Below are 20,483 nucleotides of genomic sequence, written 5' to 3'. Positions count from 1 at the left end.
GCTGAAAACAGGAGAGAAAAATGGGATTTTTAGCAGTCATCATTGCGGCGGCCGCAGGTTTTGGGTTTGGGGCCGTCTGGTACATGGCACTGGCAAATCCATGGATGGAGGCCGCAGGCATCACCGCAGGGCCAGATGGTAAACCGATGGGGGATTCGCCCGCGCCCTATATCATGGCCGCACTTGCCATGTTGCTTGTCGCCGGGATGATGCGGCACTCTTTCGCTCTGTCAGGCATTGATACTTTGGGCAAAGGATTGGTGTCTGGCCTCGGTATCGGCCTTTTCTTTATCAGCCCGTGGATCATGATCAATAATGGATATGGCGGTCGCCCATTCAAGCTGACGTTGATTGATGGTGGCTATGCGACTTTCGGGTGCGCCATTATCGGACTGGTTCTGACATTCTTTTGAGCAGGCCAAAGGTACGAAAAAAGGGTTCTGGCACCCCGCCAGAACCCTTTCTCACCCCGTGTGCTCCCAAGACCACCACACACGTATCTGAAATCTGTTCTGGCCGTACTGGCCTGTTGTCTTTTGATACCAAATGTGGCGGCGTCTCGCAACAAAACTGTACTTCAAAACCGCTCTAAAAACGAAACGCCCGCTTAACCAAGCGGGCGCCAAGATCTTGGTAACTAAGGCTAGATTATCCGTAAACAGATTCTTTTCCAAAATGCTTGGTCAGCATGTAATAGATCACCGCGCGGTATTTGTTGCGCTCTGACTGGCCATATGTCTCGACAGCCTTATGGATGCCTTCCATCAGGTTCGGACCATCGGCCATTCCCAATTTCTTAATGAGGAAGTTGTTCTTGACCAGTTCAAGCTCGCTTGCCTGACCTGCGGCAACAGTTTGCGCGTCTGCGTTATAAATTGACGGGCCACAACCGATTGTCACCTTCGTCAGCAAATCCATGTCCGGCGTCATGCCACATTTGTTTTTCAGATCGTCCGCGTATTTTGCGATCCACTCATCTCGTTTGCCCATATGAAATCCTCCACCTGTCTGGCGTTGCCGCCCATTAAATAAAAAAGCCCCCCTCCGGCGCTCCATGGGACACTAACGGCTCTTTTCACTGGCACAAAGGGAAAATTCCTCGATTTCTCCACCCTGTGAATGCAGTATTTGACAACAACTTCGAGAAATCCTTCTTGTTGTCACAATCCGGCCAACTTCTGCCTGTTTCCTCTGATAGTAGTACAGTCAACCAACGAACCACTTAGAGGCGACGATGACCGGAAACAAACATGGATTTGAAGAGCGTCTGAAACGCATTCAAAGCAAAGGCGCTGGCGCGCAATTGGTCCACAGTGGTGCCACACCAATGACCCCATCAATGCAACCAACTCTGCCCAAGGCCGAGATACCACGGTCATTCAAGTTGCTTTTGCTTAGTTTGGGTCTTGTCATATCCGGTGCGCTAGGCGTCGTATTGGTTGTCTAAACCAAGGACGTGCCAGTTGGCATGATCAACTTAACCACTTCGGCCATCAATGTTATTGAGGTGTCATCTTCGTGGCACGGCGCGCCCGTCGGCGGAAAGGCCAGGCCGCTTTCTCATCATGCTGAGATGCGATTTTATGGCCGCTGAACCCCGCAAGCCACCCGAATTGATCGGGTGGCTGTCAATGCATGGAGCGGACTCATGTTTGGAGAGATCTAGTAGCGATAATGCTCTGGCTTGAACGGGCCATCTGGCGACACGCCGATATAGGCCGCCTGCTCAGGGTCCAGTTTGCTCAATTTCACGCCAATGCGATCAAGGTGCAAACGCGCAACCTTTTCATCCAGATGCTTGGGCAGGATGTAAACGCCGGGTTTATATTCGTCACCCTTGGTCCATAGTTCAATCTGCGCCAATACTTGATTGGTAAAGGATGCGGACATCACAAATGACGGATGTCCCGTGGCGTTACCAAGGTTCAGCAAACGTCCCTCGGACAACAGGATTAACCGATTGCCATTTGGCATTTCGATCATGTCCACCTGTTCCTTGATGTTGGTCCACTTGTGGTTCTTCAGCGCCGCAACTTGAATTTCGTTGTCGAAGTGGCCGATGTTGCCGACAATCGCCATGTCCTTCATCTCGCGCATATGCTCGATGCGGATCACGTCCTTGTTGCCGGTGGTGGTGATAAAAATGTCGGCGGTGGCCACTGCGTCTTCCAGCAATACCACTTCAAAACCGTCCATCGCGGCCTGCAGGGCACAGATCGGGTCAACTTCCGTCACTTTCACCCGTGCGCCGGCACCTTTGAGTGACGCCGCTGACCCTTTGCCTACGTCGCCATATCCCATCACGACCGCAACTTTGCCCGCCATCATGGTGTCCGTGGCGCGGCGGATGCCGTCAACCAGCGATTCCTTACAGCCGTATTTGTTGTCGAACTTGGACTTGGTCACAGAATCGTTCACGTTGATTGCCGGGAATGGCAGTTGGTTCTGCTTGAACAGCTCATAAAGACGATGCACGCCCGTTGTCGTTTCTTCGGACACACCCTGGATCATCTCGCGCTGCTTGGTGAACCAGCCGGGGCTTGCCGCCATGCGTTTCTTGATCTGTGCAAAAATTGCTTCTTCTTCTTCCGATTTTGGAATAGCGATCAGCGCGTCTTCGCCTGCTTCGACACGTGCGCCCAGCAAGACATAAAGCGTCGCATCCCCGCCGTCGTCCAGGATCATGTTCGCGCCGCCTTCTTTGAAAAAGAACGTGCGGTCCTGATAATCCCAATGGTCGACCAAAGACTGGCCTTTGATCGCAAACACAGGCACGCCGCTGGCCGCGATTGCCGCCGCCGCGTGATCTTGCGTCGAGAAAATATTGCACGAGGCCCAGCGCACTTCAGCGCCCAGCGCCACCAGCGTTTCAATCAAAACGGCGGTTTGAATCGTCATGTGCAAAGAGCCGGCAATGCGCGCACCTTTAAGCGGCTTTTTCTCACCGTATTCTTCGCGCAGCGCCATCAAACCGGGCATTTCCGTTTCGGCAATGTCCAGTTCCTTGCGGCCATACCCAGCAAGATTGATGTCTTTTACAATATAGTCGTTGGCCATCTGGCACCTCATTCACAAGCTTTGAGCGCCGCGTATCATCTTTGGCCTAAGTTCTCAACGTCTGTTCGTTTTCCGTTTGCAGGTTCAAGTTCAGTCGAAATGTGGGTTCCATGATCGCCAACTTCATGGGAAGAACAACGCGGTTCAACACCGTCATATTTGGAGTTCGCGACATGGCGCAACAACCCCGCGCATGGCAACGCATGTTATCGGGTCGCAGGCTGGATCTGCTTGATCCGACACCTGTTGATATCGAAATTGATGATATTGCGCATGGATTGGCCTTTGTCGCGCGCTGGAACGGCCAAACACATGGTGATTTTGCGTATTCGGTCGCTGAACATTCGCTATTGGTTGAAACGATATTTTCCCGAATTGACCCACGCGCCCCAGCCAAATGGCGGCTGGCTGCGCTTTTGCATGACGCACCGGAATATGTGATTGGCGATATGATTTCGCCCGTCAAAGCCGCCGTTGGACCGGGGTACGGCGCGCTGGATGACCGGCTTTCAGCGGCTATTCACATCCGGTTTGGTCTGCCTGCTGCGATACCTGCTGCAGTCAAAAAGCAGATCAAGAAAGCCGACAAGATCAGCGCATGGATGGAGGCGACCCAGATTGCTGGGTTTTCCGAAACTGAATCGAGCAAGTTTTTTGGCAAACCTGACCTCGCGCTGATGCAGGGGTTGGACATCGTGCTGCGCGCGCCCGTGGCAACCCGCACTGCATTTACTGCGCGGCATGCCGAGCTTCTAAGCCAGATTTCATGATCACGGTACGGCACCCAATTACCCTCGACACGGCGGATATGGCGCGTCTGTTGAACGAAATTATCAGTGCCGGCGGTACCACCGCGATGGCCCGGCCCGTCACTGGACAGGACCTTGCCGAATGGATCGCGCATGATCCAGACCACAGCGCCTGGCATGTTGCCGTTGATGGCACTGAACACATTGTGGGTTTCCAGTGGATTGAACCGGCCGAATATTTACCGCCCGAAGCTGCCGAAATTGCCACCTTTGTTCAAATTGGGCAAACCGGCCTTGGAATCGGATCCGCGCTTTTTAACGCGACGTGCAAGGCGGCCAAGGCGCTTGGCTATGTCTGGATAAACGCCAACATCCGTGCCGATAACGAGGGTGGTCTGATCTATTATCAAAGCCGCGGGTTTCAGGATTATCGGGTGATCGAAGGCCACAAAATGGCCGATGGTCAGATCGTCGACAAACGGTTGAAGCGTTTCGATTTGTGATCGGCGCGCGCACCGACGTGATACCGACGTAGTACAGACACGTTACTGAGGGGACCGCTTAGCCAATATCCGCTGAAGCGTCCGCCGGTGCATGTTCAGTCGCCGCGCGGTTTCCGAGACGTTCCTGTCGCACAATTCATAGACCCGTTGAATATGTTCCCATCGGACACGATCCGCGCTCATTGGGTTTTCGGGGGGCGGGGGCATATCACCTTCGGGTGCCAGCAATGCATTGGTAATGTCATTGGCGTCAGCCGGTTTTGACAGGTAATCTGTCGCACCGATCTTAACCGCCGCCACAGCCGTGGCAATTGCACCATATCCCGTCAAAACAACAACGCGGGCATCTTCGCGCTTGTCCCGCAACACCTCAACCACGTCCAGCCCGTTGCCGTCCTCAAGGCGCAGATCAACAACGGCATAGGCGGGTGGGCGCGCCGTTGCTATGGCACGTCCGGCAGCAACGGAACCCGCTGTTTCGACTTCAAAACCACGCTTTTCCATGGCTTTGGCCAACCGGCGCAAAAACGGTTCATCGTCATCAACAAGCAAAAGAGTTTTGTCTGGCCCCAAATTTCGGCTGTCTTGTTTCACCTCGAATTCCCTCATGCTCATCATTTGCTTGTCAATATGGGGCGCGCCCCAGCGCAGGTCAAATTTTCACATGTTATTGATGAAACAACCGATCTTGTCGGCCATTTCTTCCGGAGTCACCTCGCGGCGGAAATATTCGACAAAGCCAACCTCCGGCAGGACAAGATAGCTGAATGTTGAATGATCAACGAGGTATTCGTCATCCTCAGCCTCGTGAGACTTGTAATAGGTCCGATAAGCGTTGCTTGCGGCCTTTATCTGTTCTGACGATCCGGTCAGACCGATCATTTTTGGGTGCATGTTGGAGGCAAAATCACCCACCACCTCGGGCGTGTCACGCGCAGGGTCAATTGAAATGAACACCGGCGTCACGCTTTGCCCGCGTTCCTGTAAAATATCGACAGCGCTGGCATTGCGGTCAACATCCAACGGGCAAACATCCGGGCAATAGGTGTAGCCAAAATAGATAAGCGCAGGTTCTGTAATCACATCCTTGTCAGTGACTGTCTGGCCATTGCTGTCAAGCAATTCAAACGGGCCGCCAAGGTCACCGCCCGCAACCGCCGACGAACGACACGGCGCAAATTGATCGCCACTTTGGCGTTGCGAAAACCAGACCATGCTGGCCAAAAATAGGGCTGTGACTGCAACAGCGGAAATAGCGACCATGCGTTTCATCATATCCTCCTGTGCCCAATGGCGCTCTTGATTAGGGGTCTGTGCAGACCTACGCTACAGTTCGTTTGATGCAATAGCGAACAGAGCAAAGGTGCGTTCATGACGCAGGGACATATCCGACCCCTCGGCGCGCGCACGCGGGCCAATTGGATCAGGCTTCGCACCATGATCCTGCTGCGCTGGGTGGCAATCACTGGCCAATTCATCGCCGTTACCATTGCCCCGCTTGTGTACGGGCTGCAACTGGAGCTTGGACTTTGCTATTTGGCAATTGGCGTGTCCGTTATCGGCAATCTGGTCGCGACCTTTGTGTTTCCTGAAAACAAACGACTGACCGAGCAAGAGAACCTTGCAATGGTCCTGTTTGACCTTCTGCAGCTCGCCTTTCTGCTTTTTCTTACCGGGGGGCTGCACAACCCCTTTGCGCTTTTGATGCTTGGCCCGGTCACGATTTCGGCAACCGCGCTCAGTTTGCGCTCCACCTTGGTGATGTGTGCAATTGCCATTGTTGCGGTGTCGTTCCTGGCCGTCTCACATTTGCCTTTGACCACCGAAACAGGCGAGGTCTTGCGGATACCGCAGCTTTTTGTATTTGGCCATTGGATCGCGCTGCTGATTGCGATTGTGTTTACCAGCGCTTATTCCCGTCGCGTTACATCCGAAATTCATTCGATGGGCGACGCGTTGGCCGCCACCCAGATGGCGCTGGCGCGAGAGCAAAAGTTGACCGATTTAGGAGGGGTTGTCGCAGCCGCCGCACATGAATTGGGCACGCCGCTGGCCACCATCAAACTGACCAGCACTGAATTGCTCAGCGACCTTGCCGATTTGCCCGAACTCGCAGAAGACGCGGCCCTTATTCGCGATCAAGCCGACAGGTGCCGTGACATCCTGCGCGATATGGGCCGCAGTGGCAAAGACGACCTCCACTTGCGACACGCCCCTCTGGAAGCTGTTGTTTTTGAGGCGGCAGAACCCCATCTTTACCGCGACAAGCAAGTCCATTTTAACCACCATTCAGATGATGAGGCCCGTCCAAATCCACCAACAATATTGCGCAAACCAGAAATCATCCACGGGTTGCGCAACCTGATCCAGAACGGGGTTGATTTTGCCGATCACAATGTCTGGATTGAAACGGATTGGACCGACAAGGACGTATCCGTGCGGATCATGGATGATGGTCGCGGTTATCCGGCGCATATACTTGGCCGTATCGGGGATCCTTTTATGCGACGCGGCTCCGCTTTGCGGGCAAAGGGCGAACGCCCCGAATACGAAGGGATGGGCTTGGGTCTTTTCATCGCAAAGACATTGCTTGAACGGTCTGGTGCAACATTGAGGTTTGCCAATGGATTTGACGAACGGCACAAGGGAAAAGCAACAGGTGCCGTGGTCGAAGTCAGCTGGCCACATAACTCAATAGATGCCCGTGACGGCGATGACCCGGTTCCGTTGGGTCAAAATCGGCACATCCCAGTCTGAGTCTGCATCTATCATGCCGCACTGACGTTTCGCACCGAAAGGTCACTCGTTCTCCTTCATTAATGACCTGTTAACCTCAAAAGTTAACACTTGGTCACTTCTAACCATGTGAAGGAAGCAACTGTGCTTGAACTGTCAGATGTGATCGTGGTGCTGAGCGTATCTGTGCTGTCAGCCGCCTGCGCCGTTTGGTTTCTACAGCGCCCCAAGGCGTCCCAAAAGCGGCAGTTTGCAGAACCGGATGAGCCAATGTCGCTTCTTTTTGATGGCGGGGTTTTACATCACGGAACAAATGCCGCGCTGACTGCGCTCGCTCTGCAACCGGGGACCCATGGGTGGAACGATCTGCGCGATACCCTTGTCCCTCGGTTTCCGGGGTTCTCCGATCTTCCGGGTACTGGGACGCATGGCAATGTGACGATACACGCATCTGATAACCGCAGGCCCGATCGTCTGGAGGTTTCGTGGCGGGGGGCATTTTGCTGGGTCACGCTTGCGCAGGGAAAACCGCGAAATGCCAGCGCCAACAATAAATCAGACACGCAAGAGTTGATCAATCTGCGCCGCGCCAGCGCATCCCTGCCAAATCCCGTCTGGCAAGAAGACCCGTCTGGGAAGGTCTTTTGGTGCAACCCCGCCTATGCCGCTCTTTTCCAACTGGCGCATGGAGGGCCGGTTGACCCTGATATACGACTGTTCTCGGAGGGTGATCAGGATGCGCCCAAACGCGTTTCGTTGCGCACCGAATCTACGAAACAACCTGACTGGTACGAGCTGTCCGTGATCTGTGTGGACGACGTGACTGTTTTTCATGCAACCTGCATCAATGCCGTGGTTTCAGCAGAGAATGCGCAGCGAAACTTTGTGCAAACGCTCGCCAAAACATTCGCCCATCTTTCTATCGGGCTGGCCATCTTTGACCGCAACGGCCAACTGGCGCTCTTTAATCCGGCCCTTGTTGATCTCACCGGATTGCCCGCGCATTTTCTAAGCGCACGCCCAACAATGCTGTCGTTCTTTGACCGGTTGCGCGAAAATCGCCGGATGCCGGAACCCAAGAATTATCTAAACTGGCGGCAAGAGATAGCTGATGTCATCGCCGCAGCATCCGATGGCAGGTATCAAGAAACATGGTCCCTGGAAACCGGCCAGACCTATAGCGTCAAAGGGCGCCCCCACCCCGATGGGGCGACCGCTTTTTTGATCGAAGACATCAGCGCCGAAGTGACCCTGACACGCAATTTTCGCGCTGAGCTTGAGTTGGGCCAATCTTTGCTAGACACGCTTGACGATGGTTTGGTTGTGTTTTCGGCAAGTGGGATACTTACCTTCAGCAACGCCGCATACAATACGTTGTGGCAACAAAAGCCTGACGTTGCTTTTGCTGATGTTACGATCCTTGACTGCATATCCGTTTGGCAAGCCGGATCAGAGAAAAACCCGCTTTGGCACAAGGTCGAAGACTATATTGGTGCGTTTGGTGAGCGAGAAGAATGGAATATGCCGGTCATCCTTAACGACGGTGGGCTTGTGACCTGCCAGCTTGCTCCGATTTCGTCTGGGGCGACATTATTGCGATTCCGGGTACAGTCAAAGATGCAGAAACACGCCCTTGATCTGGCTGCGAATTCTGCGGACTGACGCCACTTTTTGCCTGTTTCGCCTTGCGAAGGGTGCCAGCGCCGCTAAGCATATGCCATGCCCAAATGTACGTTAACCCTTTCCGATCCTGATGACACATCCCAACGGGCCGCAGAATTGGGGCGCTCTTTGGTTGCAGGGGACGTTGTCTTGCTAAGCGGCGACGTCGGAGCAGGAAAAACTCATTTCGCGCGATCATTGATTCAATCATTGCTCAAAGAACCTCAGGACATCCCATCACCGACTTTTACGCTGGTGCAAACCTATGACACCATCAGGGGCGAGGTTTGGCATGCTGATCTGTATCGCATCACGTCAGCCAATGAAGTGGAAGAGTTGGGGGTGGTCGATGCCTTTGACAGTGCGATCTGTCTGATTGAATGGCCAGACAGATTGGGTTCTTTGATACCTGCCTCCGCGCTGACCATTGAACTGGTCGCCGGATCTGACGAAAACGCGCGGGCATTGACGGCGCATTGGCACGATGAAAAGTGGCCTGCCAAGCTGTCCGGTTGGAAATCATGAGGTCACGTGCGACCCAAGCCAACGAATTCATCGCACGCTCTGGCTGGGGCCAGAGCCGCAGCACTTTGTTGGCCGGCGATGCTTCTAACCGCCGCTATGATCGCCTTACCTCACCCACGGGCGCAACTGTGATATTCATGGATGCCCCCCCGAACCGGGGCGAGGACGTGCGCCCATTCGTGCGCATCGCGGAATATCTTTTGGCAATCGGCCTGAGCGCACCAAACATATTGAACAAGGACCCTGACGCGGGGTTTCTGTTGATCGAAGATTTGGGCGACGCCCTTTTTGCGCGCATGATGGCCGCAGATCCGAAACAGGAAAGTATGCTTTATCGTGCGGCAACGGATGTCTTGATTGATTTGCACACTGCCGAGCCCCTGAGCCTGCCAATATGCGATGCTGGCTGGCTGACCGACATGACCGAACCTGCATTTGAATGGTATTCAGGCGGATCAACCGATCAAATCATGCAGCACTTTCGAGATGTGTTTCATCCACTGGCCGCCCGGTTGGACGTGGCGCAAAAGGTTGTCATTCTTCGCGATTACCATGCAGAAAACCTGCTGTGGCTGCCTGAACGTGGGGGTACGGCGAAAGTCGGATTACTGGACTTTCAGGATGCATTACTTGGCCATCCCGCATACGATGTGGTGTCTATCCTGCAAGACGCACGGCGGGATGTAGCGCCGGAGATTGAGGCTGAAATGATTGGACATTATCTGAATAATACAGGTGCAGATGAAGCTGAGTTTCGAGCGGCCTATGCGTTGCTTGGGGTGCAGCGCAATCTGCGCATCATGGGCATATTTTCGCGGCTTTGCCTGCGCGACGGCAAGCCGCATTATGTCGATCTGATCCCGCGGGTCTGGGGTTACATTGTGCGCAACCTGACACATCCTGAACTTGCGCCATTGGCCGCATTTATTGAATCCGCCCTGCCCTATCCAACCCAAGATCATCTGGAGCATCTGAAAAGCCAATGCGCGACCATCCCAACGCCATCATGATGTTTGCTGCGGGCTTTGGCACGCGGATGAAGCACCTGACAAAAGACCAGCCAAAACCGATGATCCATGTGGCCGGAAAGCCGCTGATTGACCATGCATTGGCATTGGCTCGTGCGGCCAACTGCGATCCTATTGTGGCAAACCTTCATTACAAGCCTGACCTGTTGGACCAACATTTGCAGAGCAAAGGTGTTGTCACGGTTCTGGAACAGCCAGATATCCTCGAAACGGGGGGCGGGCTGCGTAATGCGCTGCCCAAGCTCGGCGGTGGTCCGGTCTATACCATAAACACCGATGCGATCTGGGCCGGGCCAAATCCCTTGTTGGAACTGGCGGCCGCCTGGAAACCGGATGAGATGGACGCACTATTGATGTGTGTCCCACCGACCCATGCCGTTGGGTATGAAGGCAAAGGTGATTTCTCAATGGCGGAAAACGGCAAACTGAAACGGGGGCCGGATGTGATTTATGTCGGGGTCCAGATCATAAAGACTGACCGCCTTGACCAGATGAAAGAGGGTGCGTTTTCGCTGAACCTGCTTTGGGATGACATGCTGAAAAACGAGCGGTTGTATGGCCTGCGCTATCCGGGGAGGTGGTGCGACGTTGGTCATCCAGCAGGGATAACGCTTGCTGAATCGTTGCTGGCAGATGCCGATGTTTAACCAAAGTGACAGACCGCGCGTCTTTGGTTTGGCACCGGGCGTCGATTTTCCAGCGGCTTTGGTTCAGGGGCTGCAGGCACGCCTTGAAGGGTCTCCACCCGATGCGATGGCCCGTGTTGATTTGATTGTGAACACCAATCGAATGGCGCGGCGGCTGCGCGATATCTTTGATAACGGAGCGCCCGGATTCCTGCCGCGCGTTCGGCTGGTGACGGATCTTGATACGCTGGTGCCGGGGATCACATTGCCACCTGCGACATCATCGCTTCGCCGGCGGTTGGAGCTGGTCCAACTGGTGTCGAAATTGATCACCGCGGACCCCACGCTTGCGCCGCGATCGTCGCTTTATGCATTGTCTGATAGTCTGGCGAACCTAATCGACGAAATGCAGGGTGAAGGGGTTGCCGCATCCGCTGTCGCTGAATTGGATGTCAGCGATCAGTCGGGTCATTGGGAACGGGCGCAACGATTTCTCACCATTGCGCAAAACTATCTCAATCAAACACAAGGCCAGCCAGATAAAGAAGCGCGGCAAAGGCAACTGGTCAAACGCATCATTGCGCATTGGGAGGTGAAACCACCAGCCAACCCGGTGATCCTGGCAGGTTCTACCGGATCGCGGGGAACGACGTCGATGTTGATGCAGGCGGTGGCAAAGCTTCCGCAAGGGGCGATCATTCTGCCGGGTTTTGATTTTGACCTGCCCACTAAGGTCTGGGCGGCGCTGGATCAGGAATTGTTATCCGAGGACCACCCCCAATATCGCTTTGGACATATCATGCGGGCCCTTGATCTGCCCCGTGCTGGGATTGAGGAATGGACACCGACAAAGCCACCATCACCTGACCGTAACGCGCTGATTTCCCTGTCATTACGCCCTGCTCCGGTGACACACGCATGGCTGACCGAGGGTCCAAAGCTGAAGGGGCTGGAGACAGCAACCGCCAATCTAACCTTGGTTGAGGCACCGACACCGCGCATTGAGGCGCTCGCCATTGCCCTGCGCTTGCGCAAGGCGGTTGAGGAGGGCAAGACCGCTGCCCTTATCACGCCGGATCGGATGCTGACGCGGCAAGTGACCTCGGCCTTGGATCGGTGGGATATCCTGCCTGACGACAGCGCAGGCACACCGCTTCAGCTTTCTCCGCCGGGCCGTTTCTTGCGCCATGTTGCGGCGCTGTTTGTCAGGCGGCTGGATGCCGAGGCGCTGTTGACGCTTCTGAAACATCCGCTGACCCACAGCGATGCCGACCGCAATGAACATCAACTCAATACGCAACGGCTTGATATGCAGATCAGGCGGGATGGGTTGCCTTATGTTGACGCCGACGGCTTGTCACGGATCGCTGCGAAAGCGGCAGACAAACAATCAGGCCCTGCTGATTTTCTTGCCTGGGCGGATTGGGTCGCGGCAACCTTTACCGCCCATGATGGCAAGGGTGACAAAACGCTGACAGAATGGGTTGCTGATCATTTGAAGCTTGCCAATGCGGTTGCAGCAGGTCGATCAAAAACGGTCGACAACGAATTGTGGAATCGCAAGGCCGGGCAAAAAGCACAAGACGTCATGGCGGACCTCGCAGCGCAGGCCGAGTATGGCGGGGAAATGACCGCATCTGATTATGCTGACCTTGTCGGGGCATTGCTTGCGACAGGTGAAGTGCGCGACCGCGATGCACCGCATCCCGACATCATGATCTGGGGTACATTGGAGGCGCGCGTTCAAGGTGCTGATTTGGTGATTATGGGTGGTTTGAATGATGGCACCTGGCCTGAAGCACCGCCCCCAGACCCGTGGCTTAATCGACAGATGCGGCTCAAGGTGGGGCTGCTTTTACCTGAAAGGCGCATTGGCCTTTCTGCGCATGATTACCAACAGGCTATCGCCGCGCCAGAGGTGTGGTTGACCCGCGCCATCAGGTCGGATGAAGCGGAAACAGTGCCGTCCAGATGGCTGAACCGGTTGGGCAACCTATTGAATGGACTGCCGAAAAACGGCGGCCCCGACGCGTGGGAGGCGATGCAGGCCCGCGGTGCAAAATGGCTGGACCAAGTGCGCGCCCTCGAAGCGATCCAAAGGACACCCGCCGCTATTCGACCGTCACCGCGACCACCGCGATCTGCGCGCCCGCATGGGCTTTCGGTGACTGAAATCAAACGCCTGATCCGCGACCCCTATGCGATCTATGCGAAACACACTTTGCGATTGCGGACGGTCAATCCCTTGGTGCAATCGCCCGACGCGCCTGTGCGCGGCATCGTCCTGCACGAGGTGATGGAACGGTTTGTGAAATCAATTTCTGCGGACCCTGCCCGCTTGACCAAAGAGCGCCTCTTGGAAATTGCTGCCGAGGTGCTGGCGGTTGAGGCACCCTGGCCCGCCGCGCGGCTTATGTGGATGGCGCGGATCGAACGCTTTGCGGATTGGTTCATTGAAAATGAAAAGCGGCGACAAAGCTATTCCAGCCCCGTTGCGTTTGAGAAAGGCGCGCGTGGGACGCATGTGTTTGCTGATCTGGGGTTCACGTTGACCGGATATGCCGACAGGATTGATGTAACCAATGATGGCGATGCTTTGATCTATGACTACAAGACCGGCACGCCCCCGTCTAAAAAAGAACAGCGGGTTTTTGATAAGCAATTGCTGATCGAGGCGGCGATGGTCGAAGAAGGCGGGTTCAAAGAGGTCGGCACCGTTTCGGTGGCCCATGCTGCGTTCATCGGGTTGGGTGCAAAACCCGTCGAAATTGCTGCGCCGCTGGACGAAGAACCACCCGTTGAAGTGCTGCGCGGGTTACACGAATTGATATCAAAATACCTTGATGAAACCCAAGGCTTTACGGCGCGACGGATTGTGAAAATAGAAGAGGCTGCAGGCGATTATGACCAGCTTGCACGCTTTGGCGAATGGGATGGCACGACAAAGCCGACGCCCGAGGATTTGAAATGACCGCGCGTTTTGATGATGCCACCCGCGCACAGATTGATGCCGCCCGTCCTGATGCGTCAACCTGGCTGACAGCAAATGCAGGGTCGGGCAAAACGCGGGTTCTGACTGATCGGGTTGCACGGCTGTTGCTGGACAAGGTCGAGCCGCAGCAAATCTTGTGCCTGACCTATACCAAGGCCGCCGCGTCGGAGATGCAAAACCGGCTGTTCAAGCGGTTGGGCGAATGGGCGATGCTGGAAGACGACGCGCTGCGCATATCGTTGGCCGACCTTGGTATCACTGACGTTCTTGCGCCAGACAGGCTTCGCGATGCGCGCACCCTTTTTGCGCGCGCAATCGAGACACCGGGCGGGTTGAAAATTCAGACAATCCACTCTTTTTGTGCATCTCTCCTGCGCCGCTTTCCACTTGAAGCCGGGGTTAATCCGCAGTTTTCCGAGATTGAGGATCGTGCCGCCGACCTGCTGCGCGCCGAGATCGTGGATAGTATGGCCGAGGGCAGTCAGTCGCAGCTGATCGCTGATGTCGCACGGCACTACACTGGTGAGGATTTTTCCAAGCTGACCCGGAGCATCGTGAACCAAAGGGATGCTTTTCTCGAACCACTCACTACACCCGATATTCTGGTGCTATTCGATCAGCCACAGGACCTGACTTGGGAAAAGATCGAAGCGGCGGTCTTTGACGGAAATGAACACGATCTGATCACTCAGATGATCCCGCATTTGCATGCGAAAGGCGGCAATGACCTTAGGGACGGGGAAACACTTGGCACAGTGTCGCAGTTCGATATGTCTGCATTGCCAACATTAGAGAAGGTTTTCTTAACCGGTGGCAGTGCAAACGCGCCCTTTACTGCGAAAATCGGCAGCTTTCCGACCAAACCGACACAGGGCGTCATTGCGCATCTGATGGCCGATCTTGACGCGCTTATGCAGCGCGTCGAAGACGCCCGCGACGCAAGACTTGCGCTATTAGCAGCCGAAAAATCTGCCGTTCTGCATCGGTTCGCCCATGCGTTTCTGATACATTACGAGGCGCAAAAACAACTGCGCGGGTGGTTGGATTTTGATGATTTGATCCTCAAGACCCGTGCGCTCTTGACTGACAAGGCCGTTGCAGCGTGGGTTCTTTACCGCATCGACGGTGGCATTGATCACATTCTTGTCGATGAGGCTCAGGATACGTCTCCACGCCAATGGGATGTTGTCGAAAAGCTAACAGATGAATTTTACCGCGGGGCCAGCGCACGCGAAGGTGTTAAGCGGACACTGTTTGTCGTGGGGGACAAAAAGCAATCCATCTATTCCTTCCAAGGTGCCGATCCGCGTGAATTTGACCGCAAGAGCACCATATTTGAACGCACAATCACAGATGCCGGGCAGATGTTTCAGCACCGCAGTCTTGATTATTCCTTTCGATCTTCCAGCGCGATCTTACGGATGGTGGATACCGCACTGGATTCTCGGGTTCAGCCGGGATTTGATAAAGAGACCCTGCACAAACCCTTCAAATCTGATTTGCCGGGGCGCGTTGATCTATGGCCTTTGGTCGAAAGATCCGCGGCTGACGATGACCATGTTTGGACGGATCCCGTTGATCGACGCAGCACACAGCATCACACGGTCATTCTGGCTGAACAGATCGCGGCACATATCAAGAAGTTGACCCAAGGGGAACATTTCATTCCCGATGACAGGAAGGGCAATGGGGCCCTTTACAAGCGTCGAATCCAGCCTGGCGATTTTCTGATATTGGTGCAGCGCCGCTCGCCTTTGTTTTCGGAAATTATCCGGGCGTGTAAGGCAGCCGATCTGCCGATTGCAGGCGCAGACCGGCTCAAGGTGGGTGCGGAACTGGCTGTCAAAGATCTGGCCGCCTTGTTGTCGTTTCTGACCACGCCGGACGACGATCTAGCCTTGGCGACCGCGCTCAAATCACCCCTGTTCGGATGGGACGAGCAGAGCCTTTTTGACCTCACACACCGCAGAACCGAGGATCGTGTTTGGCAATCTTTGCGAAAGCGAACCGAGGAGTTCCCTGAGACGATTGCCGTGCTGCGCGACTTGCGTGCGCAGGTCGATTTTCTGCGGCCCTACGACTTGATCGAGCGGATTCTCACCCGACATCGTGGGCGTGCCAAGCTGCTGGCGCGGTTGGGGCCAGAGGCGGAGGATGGCATAAACGCATTGCTGACGCAGGCGTTGACCTATGAACGCAATAATGTTCCGAGCCTGACCGGATTTCTGGAATGGATGCAGACCGATGATCTTGAGATCAAGCGCCAGATCGACGCGTCATCTAACCAGATCAGGGTGATGACAGTTCATGGCGCAAAAGGGCTTGAAGCGCCGATTGTAATCCTGCCGGATACAGGCCGAAGGGATATCACGATCAAAGATGAGATCATCAAGATGGAAGGCGTACCGGTCTGGAAAGTCAGCATCGACGAGATGCCCAGCGCCATGAGGAACAGCGTCGAAGGCATGAAATTCTCACAATTTGAGGAACGGCTGCGGCTGCTCTATGTCGCGATGACCCGCGCCGAAAAATGGCTGATTGTTGCGGCGGCGGGCGACCTGTCGAAAGACAGCAGTTCCTGGTATCAAATCACGCAGGCGGCAATGGGTCACGTGAATGGCGTGCCCGTAGGAACAAAGGGCGCTGTCAGGTTTGAAGAAGGCGATTGGGACGGATTGCCAATGGGTGGAGTGCCGCAGAATACCGCAGAACAACCTGTGTTAGAGCCTGTTTTCCTGCAGCCAGCCTTGATGATCGTCGAAATTCCAAAGACATTATCGCCCTCTGAGTTAGGGGGCGCTAAGGCGCTACCGGGGGAGGATGGCGCAGATCAGGAAACGGCAAAGTCTTACGGATCCTTGGTGCATCTGCTGCTGGAACATGCACATAGCCGGGCAGAGCTTGGCGCTGGGATTGACCCGGGCGTTTTGGCAAATGCCCAACGTGAGGCCAGCACTGTGTTAAATGCACCCGATCTTTCACATATATTTGGCCCTGGCACTCTGGCCGAAGTCGCCGTCACAGGGACTATCGGTGCCCGTCGTGTTCACGGCACAATTGACCGCCTGCTTGTTTCAGAAAACACTATCCTTGCCGTCGATTTCAAAACCAATCGTGTTGTCCCCCAAAGTCCTGAAGCATGCCCCGAAGGGCTGCTCCGGCAGATGGGGGCCTATGCACATGTCCTAGCACAAATCTATCCAAATCACGAAATCCGAACCGCTATTCTGTGGACCGCTCGTCAGGAGCTGATGGTATTGCCCCACAATATTGTGACATCAGCGCTTGAACGTTCGCCATATCTTGACGACACGGGCGTGGGTTCTTAGGTTCATTTCTCAACGCACTTCATCCTGTCAGGAGAACATCATGGCCACCGTCGCAGTCACCGACGATACATTCGACGCCGAAGTCAAAAATTCCGATATCCCCGTAGTGGTGGATTTCTGGGCCGAATGGTGCGGCCCGTGCAAGCAAATTGGGCCCGCTTTGGAAGAATTGTCCAAGGAAATGGACGGCAAGGTAAAAATCGTCAAAGTGAACGTGGATGAGAACCCAAATTCCCCCGCGCAAATGGGCGTGCGCGGAATTCCGGCGCTTTTCATCTTCAAAAATGGGGAAGTTGTATCAAACATGGCGGGGGCCCGTCCAAAGGCAGCTTTGCAAAGCTGGATCGAAGAGTCAGTCTGAGAATTGACGGCATTGGAATAGTAAGGGGCGTCCAATTTGGGCGCCCTTAGTTTATGGGCCACCCAAACCGTTTAAGGCGGGCTGATATCTTGTCGCGGGCGTCGTCGCGGCCTGCGTTGATGGATTGTTGTTGCCAGAACCACCAAATGAAAGTGTCATAAGCCGGGCGTAATTGCGCTGTATCTTCAAAACTTTGGGCCAAATTGCCCATATCCGCGGATTCCGCGATATGGTGAAAATCAACCTTGGCAAACAGCAGTGCAGGTTTGCCAAAAAAATACCCTGAAAATGCAGCGCTTGAATTTTGGGTCACCACATAATCGCAATGCTGCAGATGACGAACCATATCGCCGGTGTGAATGGACATCCGCGCGTGTTTGCTTTGTAGCGCGTCTAATTTAGCAAGTTCGCCAGCTGAATAGTGCTCTTTGGGGTGCAATGTTGCGATGACGTCTCGCTGAGGATTATGGTCCAGGCAGGCCTCAATCATCTCAATCGGAGAACACGACTGAAAACTGCGGTGTTGGTTCAGTCGACCTTGCAGCGGGACGTAAATGTACCCGTCCCTTCGGGTTTGATCCGGAGCATTTGCGAACAATCTTTTTTGCCAGAACCGATAAAACCGCGCCGCATCAGGGGCCGTGAAGTTGGGATCAAACGGGGCCTTGGCGACATCCCAATGCCAACGCTCATTTGTCTGCTCGATCTGCCAGAACGGATAATGATATACTCTGCGAAAGACGAGGCCATGCACATCTGGCGGTTCGACCATATGGGACAGAGAATATCTCCCGGCTCGTGTGCCCATTCTTTTGATATCGCATAAATCGACCCTAAACCGGGCGTTTTTTAAGACATCAACGACCAAATTGATGAAATTGTGCTCTCCGGCCTCCGCACTTTTAAGCAGAGGTTCCTCAAGATAGATACACACGGCCTGTTCATCATTCATGGCACAACGCTATCGCCGGGCCAATAGGCTCACAAGGGGTACCGCCCTTGTGCCGAAGAGATGTGGGGGCCATATAGACCTCAGACAAAAGGAGGTCGCAGGTGGCAAAACAGGATTTTCCCGGCTGGCATGGGACAACGATCATTGGCGTTAAAAAAGGCGACGAAGTTGTCATCGCCGGTGACGGTCAGGTCAGCCTTGGCCAAACCGTGATCAAGGGAACCGCCCGAAAGGTGCGCCGGCTTTCCCCCGGCGGATTCGACGTGGTTGCTGGCTTTGCCGGATCTACGGCTGATGCTTTCACCTTGCTGGAAAGACTGGAAACCAAGCTTGAGGCAATGCCCGGTCAATTGGCGCGCGCAAGCGTTGAATTGGCAAAGGACTGGCGGACGGACAAATATCTGCAAAAGCTTGAGGCGATGTTGATTGTAACCGATGGCACCGAATTGCTGGTGATTACGGGTGCCGGTGATGTGCTGGAGCCAGAACACAATGTCGCAGCAATTGGTTCAGGCGGAAATTATGCACTGGCTGCCGCGCGCGGCATGATGGACATGGATAAAGACGCTGAAAGCATCGCCCGCGCCGCGATGGCGATTGCAGCGGATATCTGCGTCTATACCAATGGCAACCTGACTGTAGAAAAGATTGGCAAATGACTGACTTAACTCCGCGCGAAATCGTTTCAGAACTGGACCGGTTTATCATTGGTCAAAACGATGCAAAACGCGCCGTAGCTGTAGCGCTGCGCAATCGCTGGCGGCGCAAACAACTGGCCGATGATCTGCGTGACGAAGTCTATCCGAAGAATATTCTGATGATTGGGCCGACAGGCGTCGGTAAAACAGAGATCAGCCGCCGTTTGGCAAAACTTGCGCGCGCGCCATTCCTCAAGGTTGAGGCGACCAAATTTACCGAAGTTGGCTATGTCGGGCGCGATGTGGAACAGATCATTCGCGATCTCGTGGACGGGGCCATCATCATGGTGCGCGAACACATGCGCGAAGACGTCAAAGCCAAGGCGGAAGGTGCCGCTGAAGAGCGGGTGATTGATGCCATCGCAGGCACTGATTCACGTGGCGGCACCCGCGAGATGTTTCGCAAAAAGCTCCGGGCGGGTGAACTGGACAATACGATGATCGACCTAGACATTGCCGAGACCTCAAATCCGTTTCAGATGATGGATATTCCGGGGCAGCCTGGTGGCGGTGCTGGCATGCTGAATCTCGGTGATATTTTTGGCAAGGCGATGGGCGGCCGTACAACAAGGAAACGCCTTTCCGTATCTGACAGCTATGACATCCTGATCGGGGAAGAGGCCGACAAACTGTTGGACGATGAATCCGTGAACCGCGCCGCGATTGAGGCGGTTGAACAGAACGGCATCGTGTTTCTGGATGAGATTGACAAGGTTTGTGCGCGGTCGGATGCACGCGGTGGTGATGTCAGCCGCGAAGGGGTACAGCGCGATTTGCTGCCCCTGATCGAAGGCACGACCGTCAGCACCAAATACGGCCCCGTGAAAACCGATCATGTTCTCTTTATTGCGTCCGGCGCGTTCCATATTGCAAAACCATCAGACCTGTTGCCGGAACTTCAGGGCCGCTTGCCAATCCGCGTTGAATTGCGTGCGTTGACTGAAGAAGATTTCGTGCGCATCCTGACGGAAACCGACAACGCGCTGACCTTGCAATATACAGCCTTAATGGGAACCGAAGAGGTCACTGTCAGCTTTACATCGGATGGTATCGCGGCGCTGGCCAAGATCGCGGCAGACGTCAATCAATCCATTGAAAACATTGGTGCACGACGTCTTTATACCGTGATGGAGCGGGTGTTTGAGGAGTTGTCCTTTACCGCGCCGGATCGGGCAGGCGAGGCGATCGAGGTGAATGCAGATTTCGTGGAAGCAAACCTTGGCGCGCTGACCAGATCGACTGACCTCAGCCGATACGTGCTTTAG

19 protein-coding genes are annotated in these 20,483 nt (G+C 54.7%); 14 read left to right on the top strand and 5 right to left on the bottom strand.

What is annotated here, in order from left to right:
* Positions 1-20 precede the first annotated feature (20 nt).
* The gene (locus ACEWL3_RS00600; RefSeq protein ID WP_386177099.1) at positions 21-413 is read left to right on the top strand and encodes a DUF1761 domain-containing protein; all 393 of its coding nucleotides are present in this window, start codon (positions 21-23) and stop codon (positions 411-413) included.
* 235 nt (positions 414-648) lie between these two features.
* Here ACEWL3_RS00600 and ACEWL3_RS00595 read toward each other — a convergent pair whose 3' ends face one another.
* The gene (locus ACEWL3_RS00595) at positions 649-990 is read right to left on the bottom strand and encodes a DUF2853 family protein (RefSeq protein ID WP_386177098.1); all 342 of its coding nucleotides are present in this window, start codon (positions 988-990) and stop codon (positions 649-651) included.
* Between the two features lie 244 nt (positions 991-1,234).
* On the opposite strand from ACEWL3_RS00595, the gene ACEWL3_RS00590 reads away from it, so the two are divergent.
* Positions 1,235-1,447, top strand: a complete 213-nt coding sequence (locus ACEWL3_RS00590) for a hypothetical protein (protein WP_386177097.1) — start codon at positions 1,235-1,237, stop codon at positions 1,445-1,447.
* 215 nt (positions 1,448-1,662) lie between these two features.
* Here ACEWL3_RS00590 and ahcY read toward each other — a convergent pair whose 3' ends face one another.
* Entirely contained in the window at positions 1,663-3,057 is a 1,395-nt protein-coding gene (ahcY, locus tag ACEWL3_RS00585) for an adenosylhomocysteinase (RefSeq protein ID WP_386177096.1), read from the bottom strand.
* A gap of 173 nt (positions 3,058-3,230) precedes the next feature.
* Here ahcY and ACEWL3_RS00580 point away from each other — a divergent pair, with 173 nt between their 5' ends.
* On the top strand, positions 3,231-3,827 hold the full coding sequence (locus tag ACEWL3_RS00580) for an HD domain-containing protein (protein ID WP_386177877.1): 597 nt from the start codon (positions 3,231-3,233) through the stop codon (positions 3,825-3,827).
* Positions 3,824-4,309, top strand: coding sequence for a GNAT family N-acetyltransferase (locus ACEWL3_RS00575; protein WP_386177095.1), 486 nt, complete (start codon positions 3,824-3,826; stop codon positions 4,307-4,309). The genes ACEWL3_RS00580 and ACEWL3_RS00575 overlap by 4 nt, the downstream gene beginning before the upstream one ends.
* Positions 4,310-4,351: 42 nt before the next feature.
* Here the strand turns inward: ACEWL3_RS00575 and ACEWL3_RS00570 are convergent, their stop codons facing one another.
* The gene (locus tag ACEWL3_RS00570; RefSeq protein WP_114880274.1) at positions 4,352-4,918 is read right to left on the bottom strand and encodes an ActR/PrrA/RegA family redox response regulator transcription factor; all 567 of its coding nucleotides are present in this window, start codon (positions 4,916-4,918) and stop codon (positions 4,352-4,354) included.
* Between the two features lie 51 nt (positions 4,919-4,969).
* On the bottom strand, positions 4,970-5,581 hold the full coding sequence (locus tag ACEWL3_RS00565) for an SCO family protein (protein WP_386177874.1): 612 nt from the start codon (positions 5,579-5,581) through the stop codon (positions 4,970-4,972).
* Between the two features lie 99 nt (positions 5,582-5,680).
* Between ACEWL3_RS00565 and regB the strand changes: the two genes are divergently transcribed.
* The 8 genes from regB (at position 5,681) to trxA (ending at position 17,568) form a co-directional block, all read left to right on the top strand.
* Positions 5,681-7,066 carry a sensor histidine kinase RegB gene (gene regB / locus ACEWL3_RS00560; RefSeq protein WP_386177094.1) on the top strand — a complete coding sequence of 462 codons (1,386 nt, stop codon included), beginning with the start codon at positions 5,681-5,683 and terminating at the stop codon, positions 7,064-7,066.
* Between the two features lie 123 nt (positions 7,067-7,189).
* Positions 7,190-8,707 (top strand): PAS-domain containing protein, encoded by a 1,518-nt coding sequence (locus ACEWL3_RS00555; RefSeq protein ID WP_386177093.1) that lies wholly within the window; start codon positions 7,190-7,192, stop codon positions 8,705-8,707.
* A gap of 57 nt (positions 8,708-8,764) precedes the next feature.
* On the top strand, positions 8,765-9,232 hold the full coding sequence (tsaE, locus tag ACEWL3_RS00550; RefSeq protein ID WP_386177092.1) for a tRNA (adenosine(37)-N6)-threonylcarbamoyltransferase complex ATPase subunit type 1 TsaE: 468 nt from the start codon (positions 8,765-8,767) through the stop codon (positions 9,230-9,232).
* On the top strand, positions 9,229-10,242 hold the full coding sequence (locus tag ACEWL3_RS00545; RefSeq protein WP_386177091.1) for an aminoglycoside phosphotransferase family protein: 1,014 nt from the start codon (positions 9,229-9,231) through the stop codon (positions 10,240-10,242). The genes tsaE and ACEWL3_RS00545 overlap by 4 nt, the downstream gene beginning before the upstream one ends.
* Complete coding sequence (locus tag ACEWL3_RS00540; RefSeq protein ID WP_386177090.1) at positions 10,215-10,907, top strand: nucleotidyltransferase family protein; 693 nt, start codon at positions 10,215-10,217, stop codon at positions 10,905-10,907. Before ACEWL3_RS00545 ends, ACEWL3_RS00540 begins: the two co-directional genes overlap by 28 nt.
* The gene (gene addB / locus ACEWL3_RS00535) at positions 10,900-13,857 is read left to right on the top strand and encodes a double-strand break repair protein AddB (protein WP_386177089.1); all 2,958 of its coding nucleotides are present in this window, start codon (positions 10,900-10,902) and stop codon (positions 13,855-13,857) included. Before ACEWL3_RS00540 ends, addB begins: the two co-directional genes overlap by 8 nt.
* Entirely contained in the window at positions 13,854-17,207 is a 3,354-nt protein-coding gene (gene addA, locus ACEWL3_RS00530) for a double-strand break repair helicase AddA (RefSeq protein WP_386177088.1), read from the top strand. The genes addB and addA overlap by 4 nt, the downstream gene beginning before the upstream one ends.
* A gap of 4 nt (positions 17,208-17,211) precedes the next feature.
* Positions 17,212-17,568, top strand: a complete 357-nt coding sequence (gene trxA, locus ACEWL3_RS00525; protein ID WP_386177872.1) for a thioredoxin — start codon at positions 17,212-17,214, stop codon at positions 17,566-17,568.
* A 46-nt stretch (positions 17,569-17,614) separates the two neighbouring features.
* Here trxA and ACEWL3_RS00520 read toward each other — a convergent pair whose 3' ends face one another.
* Positions 17,615-18,340 carry a capsular polysaccharide export protein, LipB/KpsS family gene (locus ACEWL3_RS00520; RefSeq protein ID WP_435000474.1) on the bottom strand — a complete coding sequence of 242 codons (726 nt, stop codon included), beginning with the start codon at positions 18,338-18,340 and terminating at the stop codon, positions 17,615-17,617.
* A 281-nt stretch (positions 18,341-18,621) separates the two neighbouring features.
* Between ACEWL3_RS00520 and hslV the strand changes: the two genes are divergently transcribed.
* Both hslV and hslU read left to right on the top strand, forming a co-directional pair.
* The gene (hslV, locus tag ACEWL3_RS00515) at positions 18,622-19,179 is read left to right on the top strand and encodes an ATP-dependent protease subunit HslV (protein ID WP_386177086.1); all 558 of its coding nucleotides are present in this window, start codon (positions 18,622-18,624) and stop codon (positions 19,177-19,179) included.
* Entirely contained in the window at positions 19,176-20,483 is a 1,308-nt protein-coding gene (gene hslU, locus ACEWL3_RS00510) for an ATP-dependent protease ATPase subunit HslU (protein WP_386177085.1), read from the top strand. The genes hslV and hslU overlap by 4 nt, the downstream gene beginning before the upstream one ends.

It is taken from the genome of Sulfitobacter sediminivivens, assembly GCF_042611115.2.
In the GTDB taxonomy this organism is placed as follows: domain Bacteria; phylum Pseudomonadota; class Alphaproteobacteria; order Rhodobacterales; family Rhodobacteraceae; genus Sulfitobacter; species Sulfitobacter sediminivivens.
Note: the sequence above shows the minus strand (reverse complement) of the source record. Positions and strands in the feature narration are given on the sequence as shown.